We start from the raw sequence: 14116 nt of genomic DNA, 5'->3' as shown, positions 1-14116 counted from the left end.
ATTATACAACAGGGTAGTGTTTATGGCAAGATATTGTGCTATAATTAAAGAAATATACTTTCAGAAAGGGGGATTTTTATGCTGGGTGGAACAGAATTATTATTAATTGCGGTGGTGATCATTCTGCTTTTTGGTGGCGCGCAGCTGCCGAAATTGGCTAAATCGCTGGGGCGTTTTATTACGGAATTCAACGAAGCCAAAGATGACGCGGAGGAAGCTCTGCAAATAAAGAAAACAGCTAGAAAAACCAAAAAGTACAAATAAGCAGGCGTGGCATGATCTTTTTGCTGCTATTTTTACTGGGGCTCTTTTGCCTGGGCTTCTGGTGCTCTATCCATATTTTGCAATGGTTCGTGGATTTTTTATCCGCCAGTTACGCGGTGACGGTGGCCACGCTGTCGCCAGTGGAAGCCGTGATGAATGTTATGCAGCTGACTTTGCTGCTGATGCTGATCGTTTGTCTGCCGGCAATTTTGCTCTTTATCTTGAATTATGTGCGGCCGGCTTTGTACGAACGTGAACGGCGCCTGCTGATCTATGTGCCGATCAGTTTTGCGCTCGGGATTGCGGGCAGTGTTTTTGGCTGGTTTTTGGCGATCAAAGTTTTTATTCCCTATTTCGACAGTTTTTCCCATTTGCTGCAATTGCAGAGCATGTGGAGTTTGAATTATCTGACCGGTTTTGTGATCACCAATTTGTTGATCTTCTTTTTGGTTTTTCAAGTGCCTTTGCTGGTGCTTGTTTTGTATAGTTTAAAAATTTTAGATGTGCAGGATATCAGCAGACTGCGCCGCGTGGTAATTGTGATCTCGCTGATTTTTGGCGCGATCGTAACACCGCCTGATGTGGTCAGCCAGCTGACCGTCGCGCTGCCGTTTTATTTGTTGTTCGAGCTGTCCGTGCAATACTGCCGGTACAAAGAAAAACGGGCGGTAGCAAAAATAGCCAAAACGCCGCGCCGCGCCAAACCGAAAAAAGCGCCCATCCGCCGGAAATGAAAATTCGCCGCAAGCACGTTACGCTGACGGTACTGGCCGTTTTGCTCTATTTGCTTTTTTTGCGCTTGTTTTGGGTCAGCGCGCCGCTCTTATACGTGGCCGATCAGCGCAGCGAGTTTTACGATCTGCGCGCCGCCGAACTGCAGGATATCGCGGCTGGCAAAATTCCCTTGATCATTTTGCGGGACTGGCGCGGACGCATCCGGCGCGGCGGCGTGGCGGCCGGCGAAGTCATTGTGGCTGACGACTTGGCTGAGCTGCGGCGTTTTTTGCGCGACAAGCCTGACGCTCTGGCGCTTGTGCCCTGGTATCACACGGATGTTTCCTGGCGGACTTTGCGGCTGGACGGAGTCTATTTTTGGGAAAATCCGCGGGAATATCCTTTGCGCCTGACCAAATGGCGCTGGGATAAACAGCCGCGTTTCGACGCGCGGAAGATCAAGAATATCACGATCGGCGGCACGGTAGTGCTGTCGCGCGGCATAGGCAATGTGATCGACATGACCGGCGATGTCAACTATCCGTGGCGGGGGATCGCGCCGGTTTTTCGCGCGGCCGATTTGTCTATCGTCAATCTCAAATCGCCGCTGGTTTATAATTACAGCAAGCCCAAAGACCGTCTGCGGCTTTATGGTCAGGCGCGTTATGCTGAGGGGCTGCGGCAGGCGGGCATTGATCTGGTTTCCGTAGCCGGTAATCATATTGGCGACGCGGGCGCCACCGGCATCCGCGATACGCTGGATGTGTTGAACAAACTGCAGATCCAATATACTGGCGTGGCGCAGGAATTAGCTGACGCTTACGAGCCGCGTTTTGTGCAGCTGGGCGAATTGCGCGTGGCTTTTCTGGCGGTCAATTCTGTCGGGACGAATTATTACCGCGACACGGATATTCGCGGCGCGGAAATTGTTTATCATGTCGCGTCTTTTCTGCGCGAGCGTCTGGCTCAAGCCCTGGCCAAAGCGCGCGCCGCAGACCTGGTTATCGTGATGTGCAATTGGGGCGACGAATACACCGCCCAGCCCAACAAATTTCAACGGGACTGGGGCGAATGGCTGGCTGCGCAAAATGTGGCTATTGTGGCCGGCGATCAAGCGCACTGGGTGCAAAAAGCGGATTTTCGCCGCGCCGCGGCAATTTCCTACGGCCTTGGCAATTTGATCTTTGATCAAACCTGGTCGGGCGACACCCGCGAAGGCGTTATTACGCGTTATTTTGTTTATGACAAAAAACTAGCCGCCGCGGATATTCTGCCTGTTTTTTTGAACGATCAATGGTATACTGAAATAAGCGCTGACCGCGCCAAAATTACCAAAATGCTGGGCAGGATGTTTAATTAAATGAAAGAAATTGTTTTGACGGTCAACGGCCCGGGTGAGTTGAACGGTCTGATTTTTCCGCTGGTTAAAGCCTGGCGCCGCCGGTATCCAGACGTGATTTACACTTTATATGTCGTGCCGTGTCAATTCAGCGCCGGCACAGAGACCGCGCTGGCCAGAGCCAGCGGACTTTTTCACCATGTTTTTTCGGTGAGTGATTACAAGAAATATATTTTCAAAAAAACCTGGCCGGACGCTTATCGGCCGGCAGCCGGGGGAATTGTTTTTTACGGCGGCGGCGGCAGCTGGCATGCCTACCGTCTGGCCAAAAAATACAAATTTGCGTTGTACGGCTATGACGAAGGCAAGGTTGCGCACAAACGCTGGTTCAAAAAATTATTTTCCCGCGACGCAGACGGCAATCTCATGGTCGACGCCGCGCTGGAGAAAAAACTCGCTTATCAAAATACGGAGATCTCTTCCGGCCAGACGACCATTGGTTTGTATCCGGGCAGCCGCTTGAAACATCTGCGCGCGCTGGTGCCTTTTTTCAGCGAGCTGGCCGCGCTGCTTTCCGAAAAATATCCCACGCTTAATTTTCGCTGGGGTATCAAGCCGGAGCTGCGCCGGCCGGCCGAACGGGATTTTCCGCAGCGTTTTCCCGCGCCTTACGAAAAAGAAAATGAAAAATACGATTTGATCATTTCGATCACCGGCACAAACACCGCGCTCAACGCCGTGCTGGGCATACCGCTTTTGATCCTGCTGCCGTTTAATTATCCGGAACTGGTGCCGTTTGGCGGCCTGCTGGGTTTGCTTTCGGATCTGCCCTGGCTTGGCCGTCCTTTGAAGCAAATTTTGATCAAATTGACCATGCGGCGCCTGCCGTTTGTTTCCATACCAAATCTCAAGGCCGGCCGAAAGATTGTTCCAGAGCTGATCGGAGTTTTGACCCCGCGGCAGGTCGCGGCGGAAGCGGAAAAAATTTTACTGGACAGTGCGGCGCGCCGGAAAATGCACGAAGAGCTGCCGCCGACGATCGGTCGTCCCGGCGCGCAAAAAATCGCGGATTATTTTCAGGAGATATTGGCATGAAAATTGCGGTGACCGGCGCCCGGGGTATGCTGGCCAGCGTCTTGACGCGGCGTCTCTCCGCGCTTGGTCATGAGACGCTGCCGCTCGATCTGCCGGAGCATGACCTGCTGCGGTTTGACGCGGTAAAAGATTATTTGCGCGCGGCGCGGCCGGACTTTATTTATAATTGCGCCGCGTTTACGAATGTCGACCTTTGTGAGACCGAGCCAGAACAGGCGCGCGCGGTCAATGCGCTGGCCGCCGGCAATCTGGCCGAGCTGGCCGCGGAATTAAATATCCCGATCCTGCAGATCAGCACCGATTATGTTTTTTCCGGCGACGCGGTCAAGCCGTATTTGCCGGAAGCGCCGGCCGCTCCTTTGTCTGTCTACGGCCAAACCAAAGCAGAAGGCGAGCGTTTGATCCAAAAAGCGCCGAAATTTTTTATCGTGCGCACGGCCTGGCTGTACGGCCGCGACGGCAAAAATTTTGTGGAGACCATGCTCAAACAGGCGCGGATGAACTCCGCGCTCAAAGTCGTCAACGATCAGCGCGGCGCGCCGACTTTAGTCGACGATCTGGTCGAGGCGCTGAGCGTGTTTTTGACCTGTCAAAAATACGGCATTTATCATTTCACTAACAGCGGTGAAACAACCTGGTACGATTTCACGCGCGAGTTTTTTGGCCTCTTAAATATTGCCGTGCCGGTGCAGCCCTGTGCCTCGGCGGAGTTTCCGCGGCCAGCCAGGCGGCCGGCTTATTCCGTGCTCGATTTGCGCAAGACGCAGGAGACTTTTGGCTTAAAAATACCGGCTTGGCAGGATGCCATCCGGCGTTATATAAAAGGAAGATAAATAAAAGGAAGATAAAAAGATATGAAGGAAAAACAATGAAGCTTTATTTAAAACTCTGGCCTTATTTCCGCGAACACTGGGGACGCTGTTTAGTTGTGCTGGTCAATATTTTTTTATTCACGGTGGCCAATATGTATTTTTTGGCGCTGGTTAAAGAATTGAGCTATGACATCGAACGCGGCCGCGTGGGTTTATTCATTTACCGGATCTGCGCCGGCCTGGCTCTGGCTTTGATCCGCTCGCTGACTGCTTACGCGCAGACTTACAATGCGGATTGGATCGGCCAGCGTTTGGTCATGCGCCTGCGCCTTAAAATGTACGAACATCTGCAGCGGCTGTCCATGGATTTTTTCAATAAATGGAAAGTCGGCGAGATCATGTCCCGTTCGACCAGCGACCTGCAGGTGGTGCAGGGTGTTTTTGTGTCCAATATCGTGACGCTGCTGCCGGAACTCTGTACCTTTATCGGCGTGTTGCTTTACTTGAGTGTTTTGAGCTGGCCTTTGCTGCTGATTACGCTGGTCACTTTGCCGCTTTTTGCTTTTTTGATCCAGCTTTTTACCACGCGCATGAGACGCATCAGTAAATACAATCAGCGCAAGCTGGCCGATCTGGCGTCCGTGCTGCAAGAGTCGATTTACGGCATCAGCATCATCAAGGCTTTTGCCGCGGAAAACAAAGAGATCGACCGCTACACCAAAGAAAGCGAGCGGTCGTTTTGGATCAACATGAAAGGCTCGCGCCTCTACGCTCTGCAGGAGCCGATTTTGTTTATGCTGCAGATCTCGATGATCATGCTGATTTTCATGATCGGCGGCATCCAGATAATAGAAGGACGGATCTCGGTCGGTAATTTCATCGCTTTTTGTCTGGGTTTGGGCATGCTGGTCAATCCCGTGACGGTTTTCGGCAAGATCAGCGTCAAACAGCAGCAGGCCGCGGCGGCTTTGAACCGGATTTTTGAGCTGCTGGAAACCGAACCGACGGTCAAGGAAGCGGCGCATCCGCAGCAAAAAAATATTACCGGGCAGGTGCAGTTTCAAGATCTGAGTTTTGCTTATACGCCGGCCAACGGCCTGGTGCTTAAAAATATCGAGCTGGAAGTCCGCGCCGGTGAAATGCTGGCGCTGGTCGGGCCTTCGGGCGGCGGTAAGACTACGCTGGCCAATCTGCTTCCGCGTTTTTACGACGTGACCTCCGGACGGCTGCTGATCGACGGGCTGGATGTGAAAGAATATTCTTTTAGTTCGCTGCGCAGCCAGATCGGCATTGTGACGCAGGAAACGATTTTATTCAGCGGCACGATCCGCGAAAATATCGCTTATGGCAGGGACAAGGCCACGCAGGAAGAGATCGAGCAGGCCGCGCACATGGCCAACGCGGATAATTTCATTAAATTGTTTCCCTCCGGCTACTTGACCTATATTGGTGAGCGCGGCGTGCGCTTGTCCGGCGGGCAAAAACAGCGCGTGGCGATCGCGCGGGCGATCTTGAGCGATCCCAAAATTTTAATCCTTGACGAAGCGACTTCGGCTCTCGACAACGAATCGGAAAAACTGGTGCAGCAGGCTCTGGAAAACCTGATGCGCAACCGCACGACTTTTGTGATCGCCCACCGATTGTCCACGATAGTCAATGCGGACCGCATCGCGGTTTTGGACAACGGACGCATTATCGCTATCGGCAAGCACGCGGAATTATTGCAAACCTGTCCGCTTTACCAAAAACTTTACGAATTGCAAAAAACCAAAGAAGAAAATGCTTAAAATTGCTCTGTATACCACGCGGTTTCTAGATCTTTCCGAAACTTTTATTTATGAGCCGCTGCGTCTTTTCCAAAAAACAGAGGCTGTGGTCTACGCCTGGCAGCGCCGTAATGCGGAAATTTTCCCTTACGCGCCGTGCCGCATCGGGACAGAAAAATATTTGCGCGGTCAGCTGGCGGCGGACGGTATTCAGCTGATCCACGCGCATTACGGCTATATCGGCGTGTCGGCGCTGGGGTTTTTGCCAAAACGGCGCCTGCCGCTGCTCACAAGTTTTTACGGGCTGGATGTTTATCAGCACACGCGCAATCCGGTCTACCGCTGGCAGCTGCGCCGTTTGTTCCGGCGCGGCGATCTATTTTTGGCCTGTTCGCAAAAAATGCGCGGCGATTTAATTAAGCTCGGCGCGCCGGAAAACAAAGTGGAAGTGGTTTACGGCGGCGCGGATTTGGCCAAATTTCCGTACGCTCACAATCCGTCTGCGCCGGGGCAGCCAGTCAATATTTTAATGTGCGGGCGTTTTGTGGAGAAAAAAGGCTTTCTTTACGGTCTCCGCGCTTTTTTAAAAGTTGCGCCGCAGTATCCCGGGCTGCGCCTGAAACTCATCGGGAGCGGCCGGCTGGAGCCTGAGCTAAAACAAGAAGCGGAAAGTTCAGCTTTTAGCTCTCAAGTTGAGTTTTTAGGCAGCCGGAGCCATGCGGAGTATATCGAGGAGCTAAAAAAATGCCATATTTTTATGTCGCCGTCTGTCACGGCACGCAGCGGTGACAGCGAGGGGCTGCCGACAGTGTTGATTGAAGCGGCGGCGATCGGGCGGCCGCTGTTGTCTACCCGCCATTCTGGCATACCGGAAATAGTGCGCGAGGGAAAAAACGGCCTGCTTGCTCCAGAGCGGGACGTGGACGCTTTGGCCGTGAATATTGCCAGACTGCTTTCCGCGCCGGAACGCTGGCCGGAGTATGCGGAGTACGGGCGGCGTTTGGTGGAAAATCAATTTGATCTGCGAAAACAAGCCGCTAAGCTGGAGAATTATTACGCGCGGCTAATCGAAAAAACCGCATAACTCACCGGTGTGAACAGGCTCTCGTTAGCTGAAGACGTGTTGGGTGAAATAGTCGACAACCTGTTTTTGGGCGCTGTGAAGCGTGGCGTTAAAAATTTTCCCCGCCGCGGCTTTTTTGTGCCCGCCGCCGTTAAAACGCGCGGCAATTTTGGCCACATCCAGCGCGGTTTTGGAGCGCAGACTGATCTTGATGTAGTCTGGTTTTTCCACCAAAACAACCGCGGCTTCGGCGTTTCTCTCACGGCGGATAAGGTCAATAAGAAAACGGTTGTCCACTTTTGATTTTGGGGGTATGTGTGCCAGGATCAATTTTCCGCCGCAAAAATTTTCCACACCGCTGGCCGCCCGGGCAAAATCGAGAATTTCCCGCCGGCTTAATTGCTCATTGAGCTTGTTGTAAATCCGGTTCGGGATAACGCCCAATTGTACGCAGGCTAAAGCCGCGCGAAAAACCCGCGTGTCCGTATTGGCAAAAGCAAAATTGCCGGTGTCGCTGCTCAAGCCCAGATATAAATATTCCGCCATGGTTTTGGTCAGTTTGATCTTTAATTTTTGCAGCAGCTCATAAATGACCAGCGTGCAGGACGCGGCGCCGGGGTCGATGAGATTGATCCCGGCAAACTTGCGGCTGCTAGCGTGATGATCGATACAAATATCGATTTTTTGTTTGGGGCAGCCGTACAGCCGCCCCGTGTCGCTGGCGTCCACGGAGATTATTAAATCGGGTTTACAGACGCTGAGCGGAGCCGAAGCGTCCGCTTTTTTAATAAAAGCGTTCAATTCATTTTTGTGTTGCGGATCAAACAACGCGCTGACCCGCGCCCGCGGATTTATTTTTTTGATCAGCTCCCGCAACAGATAGGCCGAGCCTAGCGCGTCAGCATCGGGATCGACATGGGTGAGGATCAAAATATTTTTGGCTTTTTTAAATATTAGCCGCCAGTCGCTTTTCACGTTTCTCCCTTTCTTGCGCCAGCCGGTGCAGGATTTCCAGCCGCTTGTTGCCGGCAGCCAGCGAGTCATCGAGAATAAAACGCAGTTTTGGCACGAGGCGCGTGTCAATAGTCTCGGCCAAAATGCCGCGGATGAACGGAATTGCCGAGATCAGGCCGCGCAGGGTTTTCTTTTTTTCTTCCGGCGTGCCCAGACAGGAAATAAAAATTTTGGCGGTTGAAAGATCGGCGGAAGCCTGCGCTGCGGTGATCGACACAAAACCGATGCGGTGATCGTTGAGCTTGTGCAGGATGATCGTGCCGATCTCGGCTTTGAGTAATTCGGCTAAACGTTCCGCTCTAGACATTTAAACAGCTCTGGCTTTTTCGCGGCGCTCATAAGCGATCACGATGTCGCCTTCCTGAAAATCCGCGAATTTCTCCAGCGTGAAACCACATTCATAATTGAGCGCCGCTTCTTTGACATCGTCTTTTTCGTGCCGCAGACTGGCAAAAGTTGTTTCCGCGATTTGTTTTTTGTTGCGGAAAACCAGCACCTTGTCGGCGTTTTTGCGGATGCTGCCGGAGAAAACAAAAGCGCCGGCGATCGTACCCGCTTTGGAGAATTTATAAATTTTGCGGATTTCCGCCTGTCCCAGCTCGATCTCCTCGTATTCCGGGCCGAGCAGGCCGTTCAGCGCTAGCTCGAGGTCTTCCAGCAGTTTGTAAATAATATCGTAATGGCGGATCTCCACCGCCTCGTTTTTGGCCAAAATTTCCGCCGAACTATCCGCGCCGACGGTAAAAGCCAGGATCACCGCTTCCGAAGCCTTGGCCAGCATAACGTCGGATTCGTTAATATTGCCCGTGCCGGAGTGAATAATATTGACGCTGATCTTTTCATGTTTGATCTTGGCGATCGACGCGCTGATCGCCTCCAGCGAACCCTGCACATCGCCTTTGAGCAGGATATTGAGTGTTTTTTTAGCGCCCGTGTTTAGCGCTTTGCTTAAAGAGGACAAAGTCATTGCGCGTTTGCTGGCCAGCAGCTGATCTTTTTGCTCGGCCTGCCGTTTTTCGGCGAGGATGCGGGCCTCGCGTTCCGAAGCGTACACCTGGAATAATTCACCGGCGCGTGGCACAGCGGTGATGCCGATGATCTCCACCGGCCGCGCCGGATCAGCCACCAGAACTTCCTGACCGAGATCGTCAAACATCGCGCGGATGCGTCCGTAAGTTGTGCCAATGACATAAGCGTCGCCTTTGCGTAGCGTGCCGCTTTTGACCAGCACGGTGGCCACCGGGCCGCGCTGTTTGGAAAGATGCGCCTCGATGATGATGCCCTGCGCTTTTTTATTGGGATTGGCTTTGAGGTCTTCCATTTCGGCGACCAGCAGGATCATCTCCAGCAAATTGTCCAGGCCGGTTTTCTGCTTGGCGGAAATTTCACAGCAAACTGTTTTGCCGCCCCATTCTTCGGGCACTAGTTCGTATTCGGTCAGCTGCTGCTTGACCTTGGATACATCGGCTTCCGGCAGGTCTATTTTGTTGATCGCCACGATGATCGGCACGCCAGCGGCTTTGGCGTGGTCAATAGCTTCGATAGTCTGCGGCTTGATGCCGTCATTGGCGGCGACGACCAGAATTACGATATCCGTGACCTGCGCGCCTCTAGCGCGCAGAGCGGTGAACGCCTCATGGCCAGGCGTGTCTAAAAATGTGATTTTTTTGTCTTTGGCCGTGACCTGATAGGCGCCGATATGCTGGGTGATGCCGCCGACTTCGCCTTCGACAACGCGCGAAGAACGAATGGCGTCAAGCAGCTTGGTTTTGCCGTGGTCGACATGCCCCATGATCGTGACGATCGGCGGCCGCGGCCGCAGGTCTTCCGGCCGGTCAGCCACTTCTGAAGATTCCAGCATGGTCAGCTCGTATTTGATCTTGGAATCTTCCGTTTCCGAAAAATCAGTCTTGACCGTCACGCCGATCAACTCGCCGATTTTTTGCGCGATATCGTGATTGATCTTTTGATTGATCGTGATGAGCAGGCCAGCTTTGAGCAGCGCGCCCATGATTTCAGCCAGCGGCCGTTTGGCCTGCGCGGCAAAATCATGCAGCGAGATGCTTTTTTCCTGCAAAGTAATTTCAGCGGGCGGCGGTGAATTATCCGCCGGCAAAACTTCCTGCCTTTTTTCCTGCAGTTTCAGTTTTTTGTATTTGGAGCGGTTTTTCTTGGGTTTTTGATTAAAAAGCTTTTGCAGATTGGTTTCTTTGTCCGCAAAAGTTTTTTCGCTGCGGAAAACTTTTTCTTTTTTCAGATGACTGTTCGGTTTGGCTGCCGGCGGCAGGCCTCCAGCCGCTGGCGGCGCGGCGGCTTTTTCCGGATTAAGCGAAGAGACGGCGTTCGGCTCTTCGGCCGCGGCCTTGGGCTGTTCTTTGGGCGGCGGCGGTTCTTTTTTCTTGCGGCTTTCCAGCGTGAGGTGCTTGCTGACTTTTTCCGCGGCGCTTAATTCTTTCGCGCCTTCCGGTTTCGCCTCGGCCTGTTCTTCCAGCTTGGCCAGCTCGGCTTTTTTGATGACTTTCAAAACTTTTTTCTTGGCCGGCGGGTTAAGGTATTCCTCGACTTTCTGGCAATTTTCCTCATTGACGGCCGACTTGCTGTCATTGAATGGGATATCCAGCTCTTTAAGAATTTCGCGGATCTCTTTGATCTCTTTATTATATTTTTTGGCCAGCTCGCTTACTTTCATTAATTTGTCCTTGTTTGTAGGTCTGGCAAGTTTCAGCCTGCCAGACACACCCTTGCTGTGCGCGAAGGGATAATTTTTTGTGTTTTATTGGGCCGCGTCCTCCTCCGGCTTGGCCTCTGCGGCCAGCGCTGTTTCCGCCTGTTTTTTCTCTTCCGCGGCTTTGGCTTCCGCGGCCGCCGCTTTGAGGTTTTCCGTCAAACTGGATTTGCCGGTTTCGTTTTCCGCCGGTTTTTGTTCCGCGGCGGCTTTGGCCAGATTTTCCGTGAAACTGGTTTTTTCTTCCTGAATATCGATATTCCAGCCGGTCAATTTAGAGGCCAGGCGCACGTTTTGGCCAGCGCGGCCGATGGCCAGCGACAGTTGATCGTTGTCCACGAAAACCAGCGCTTTTTTTTCCGCGCCGTTCTCGGTCTCATTTTCTTCCAGACGGATCTTGTTGATCTTGGCCGGCTTCAGCGCGCTGGCGATCAGCTCCATCGGGTCATCGACCCATTCGATAATATCAATTTTTTCATTGCCCAGCGCTTTGACGATATTGTGAATGCGGCTGCCCATGTGCCCGACGCAGGTGCCCACCGCGCCGACTTCCGGATCGTTGGATTTGACGGCGACTTTGGCGCGGCTGCCCGGTTCGCGCGCCACGGCTTTGATCTCGATAATTTTGTCGTGGATTTCCGGCACTTCTGTTTCAAAAAGCACGCGGATCATATTGGGGTGGGTGCGGGACACGCGGATCTTGGGGCCGCGCGCCGTATTGTCCACGCCGACCACGTACACCTTGATCTCGTCTTTGGGATTATAACGTTCGCCGCGCACTTGATCGCGCCTTTCCAGCAAAGCCTCCGTGCGGCCAAGATCCAGCAGATAACTTTCGCCTTCCTTGCGCTGCACTTTAGCATTGATGATGGTATTGATTTTGGTGCTGAATTCGTCATTGACCGAACTTTTTTCCGCCTCGCGGAATTTTTGGGACATGACCTGCCGCGCGGTCTGCACGGCGATGCGGCCAAAATATTCCGGCGTCACCAAGATCGTCAGCGTGTCGCCGAGTTCCGCGCTGTCGTCCAGCTCTTTGGCCTCGTCCAGCGTGATTTGCAGAGCGGAGTTGGTGACTTCCGGCACGACTTCTTTGGTGGCGTAAACATCCGGCTCGCCAGTCTTTTCATCGATCTCGACCAGTAGATTGTCCGCGTAAGCCTCACCCAGCTTTTTCTTGGCGGCGGCTTTCAAGCCCTCTTTGACGGCTTCCATGAGCACATCTTTGTCCAGCCCGCGCTCGCTGGCGACCTGCGCCAGAGCCGGCGCGAATTCTTTATTGCCTTTTCTAACCATTTTGACCTCCGTAAGGGGTTGCTAACAAAAAAGAGCGGCGAGCCGCTCTTTGAAGTCTGCGTTCCGTGATTTTACTCTTATTTATGCGGCGGCACAAGCCCTGCTGCGCCGGGGCCAGCGGCGGATTTTCCTGGATCTTTGATGCAAGAAAGGATTAAATTTAATCGATATATTGAATGTATAGTTTGGGTTAAAAGTGGGTATTGTTTGGGTGTAAAAAACATTAAGGAGAGTAATAAAATTATGTCATTACAACCAGTGCCAATGAATGTAGAAGCGGGAAAAAACAATGGAATAGTTTCACAAGAGAGCGCAAAACAGCAATCTGAACCCGTAAAAAAAGAAAAAGCAGCTGTTCCTGCCGGACAATATGAAGGAAGTCTTCCACCCAGCAGATTTGCGGTTAAGAATGTAGAACCGCTCATAGCTATTTTATTGCTTAGATATGAAAAGATATTAAAAAGTGACGGAATTAAAGACCCGCAAAAATTTTTGGAAGATTTATCAGAGCAATTAACCGACATAGAAGCAGACTCTGATGCCAGAGAAAATCTTATAGGATATGTTATACAAATCCAAAATAAGTATGAAATATCTGCGGAGCAGCAACTGCCTTTTATCAGGGAAAATTATGATCCTGAATTTAAGCTGGTTAGCCTTGGAATGACAAATGGCTTGCCATTTGGTCAGCTTAATGATAATTTGCAGCGGATTTTACAGGCTCAGCCTACTTATACCATACAGAACGGTGATACGTTGAATAAGATTATTGACAAAATCAATAAAGAAACAGGTTACAAGATAACGTTAAAAGAGGTATGTGAACTGAATGACATAAGTAATCCAGACAAAATTATTGCCGGTGTGAAATTAAAACTGCCCAATATTCCTGTTGACGATGTGGAGACTCTGGGGCTGCGCGCTTTATTCTCAGAGGAAGACAATGCCCGATTGCAGTTAGCTTTAGATGGAATGGCGGAACATCCGCAGGTAACTGCTTTGATCGGTAGATTAACAGCGGTTTTTGCGACAAAGTATTTTGCCAAAATGGATGACTTGCTGGAGCTGAAAAATATGTTTTTAAAAATAGTTATTGATAATGCTGATGAAATAAAAGAATTACTTGATATAACCAATAATCCCCAATTTAGCCCATCTCAACGAGAAAAATCAATCGATCATATAATTCGGTCGATTTGTGGTATAAATATGATAGAACTGGAAGAAAAAATTTCTGATGTAGATATTAAGCAACGTAAAGAGGCTGTGGCTCTGTTAGAACAATCTATAACAGCGGAAGGCATTGCGACACCGGAAGCCAAGAGAAGCCTTGCCAGAATGAGAGAGATAAATGAATTGGGTGAAAATGCCACGCCGGCACAAAGAGAAGAATGGGAAACACATAGGCGGTTAGTAGAACGTTGGTTAAAAAGTCCACCAGAAAGTACCACTGTACAAGAATATAATGAAGTCGCGGACGAATATTCTCACGGAGTTTTCCAGGGTGTGGAGAATGGCTTTATTACGCCTGAAGAAGCGCAAAAATCGTTGGCGCAAATTTTTGCCGCCGCCTTGCAATTCTTTGGCCTGGCGGCAGAATATGTCAAGTTTGTCCAGACAGACCCTCAAGTGCAGGCCAACGCCGCCAGATCTGACGAAAATTGTCTGGTTTATCTGAAAAGGCTGTTGACTGACGCTTCTTATATTTCTCAGTTTATTGCCGAGAAAAACGCTAAAGAGGAAAAAGAACAAAAGCTGGCGGAAAAACGTCAGGAGCTGGCGTCTTTAAATATTCCCAAATCGATCAGGGCTTTGATCGCTCAAATATACGGCATTGATTTTGAGAATATCGACGGGGCGGTAGCCAGAACAATAGCCGAAAAAGTCAGCAGAAATGAAAATCCGTTAAGCTAATTTAACCCTTTTCAACCGCAGCGCGTTCAGCACCACCGACACCGAGCTGAAGCTCATCGCCGCGGCGGCGAGCATAGGGTTGAGCAGGCCGGCCGCCGCCAGCGGGATACAAAT

Annotated in this window: 12 protein-coding genes; 8 read left to right on the top strand and 4 right to left on the bottom strand. The window is 51.3% G+C overall.

Annotated features, from left to right (window positions below):
* Positions 1-78 precede the first annotated feature (78 nt).
* The 7 genes from LBJ25_06750 to LBJ25_06720 are packed head-to-tail and all read left to right on the top strand — an operon-like array spanning position 79 to position 7074.
* Positions 79-264 carry a twin-arginine translocase TatA/TatE family subunit gene (locus tag LBJ25_06750; GenBank protein ID MDR1453653.1) on the top strand — a complete coding sequence of 62 codons (186 nt, stop codon included), beginning with the start codon at positions 79-81 and terminating at the stop codon, positions 262-264.
* A gap of 11 nt (positions 265-275) precedes the next feature.
* Positions 276-998, top strand: a complete 723-nt coding sequence (locus tag LBJ25_06745; protein MDR1453652.1) for a twin-arginine translocase subunit TatC — start codon at positions 276-278, stop codon at positions 996-998.
* A complete protein-coding gene (locus tag LBJ25_06740) occupies positions 995-2338 on the top strand; it encodes a CapA family protein (GenBank protein MDR1453651.1) in 1344 nt (447 codons plus the stop codon). Before LBJ25_06745 ends, LBJ25_06740 begins: the two co-directional genes overlap by 4 nt.
* Positions 2339-3412, top strand: a complete 1074-nt coding sequence (locus LBJ25_06735; GenBank protein ID MDR1453650.1) for a hypothetical protein — start codon at positions 2339-2341, stop codon at positions 3410-3412.
* Positions 3409-4245, top strand: coding sequence for a dTDP-4-dehydrorhamnose reductase (gene rfbD, locus LBJ25_06730; protein ID MDR1453649.1), 837 nt, complete (start codon positions 3409-3411; stop codon positions 4243-4245). Before LBJ25_06735 ends, rfbD begins: the two co-directional genes overlap by 4 nt.
* Positions 4246-4280: 35 nt before the next feature.
* Positions 4281-6011 carry an ABC transporter ATP-binding protein/permease gene (locus LBJ25_06725; GenBank protein MDR1453648.1) on the top strand — a complete coding sequence of 577 codons (1731 nt, stop codon included), beginning with the start codon at positions 4281-4283 and terminating at the stop codon, positions 6009-6011.
* Entirely contained in the window at positions 6004-7074 is a 1071-nt protein-coding gene (locus tag LBJ25_06720; protein MDR1453647.1) for a glycosyltransferase, read from the top strand. The genes LBJ25_06725 and LBJ25_06720 overlap by 8 nt, the downstream gene beginning before the upstream one ends.
* A 24-nt stretch (positions 7075-7098) precedes the next feature.
* On the opposite strand, the gene LBJ25_06715 is transcribed toward LBJ25_06720, so the two are convergent.
* Genes LBJ25_06715 through nusA form a run of 4 tightly spaced genes read right to left on the bottom strand, consistent with a single transcriptional unit; the run spans position 7099 to position 12088 of the window.
* The gene (locus LBJ25_06715; GenBank protein MDR1453646.1) at positions 7099-8028 is read right to left on the bottom strand and encodes a bifunctional oligoribonuclease/PAP phosphatase NrnA; all 930 of its coding nucleotides are present in this window, start codon (positions 8026-8028) and stop codon (positions 7099-7101) included.
* Complete coding sequence (gene rbfA, locus LBJ25_06710; GenBank protein MDR1453645.1) at positions 8000-8374, bottom strand: 30S ribosome-binding factor RbfA; 375 nt, start codon at positions 8372-8374, stop codon at positions 8000-8002. Before rbfA ends, LBJ25_06715 begins: the two co-directional genes overlap by 29 nt.
* The gene (infB, locus tag LBJ25_06705) at positions 8375-10804 is read right to left on the bottom strand and encodes a translation initiation factor IF-2 (protein ID MDR1453644.1); all 2430 of its coding nucleotides are present in this window, start codon (positions 10802-10804) and stop codon (positions 8375-8377) included.
* Between the two features lie 36 nt (positions 10805-10840).
* On the bottom strand, positions 10841-12088 hold the full coding sequence (gene nusA / locus LBJ25_06700) for a transcription termination factor NusA (protein MDR1453643.1): 1248 nt from the start codon (positions 12086-12088) through the stop codon (positions 10841-10843).
* A gap of 207 nt (positions 12089-12295) precedes the next feature.
* Between nusA and LBJ25_06695 the strand changes: the two genes are divergently transcribed.
* The gene (locus tag LBJ25_06695) at positions 12296-14002 is read left to right on the top strand and encodes a LysM peptidoglycan-binding domain-containing protein (protein MDR1453642.1); all 1707 of its coding nucleotides are present in this window, start codon (positions 12296-12298) and stop codon (positions 14000-14002) included.
* Positions 14003-14116: the final 114 nt, after the last annotated feature.

The organism is Candidatus Margulisiibacteriota bacterium (genome assembly GCA_031268855.1).
In the GTDB taxonomy this organism is placed as follows: Bacteria; Margulisbacteria; Termititenacia; order Termititenacales; family Termititenacaceae; genus Termititenax.
Note: the sequence above shows the minus strand (reverse complement) of the source record. Positions and strands in the feature narration are given on the sequence as shown.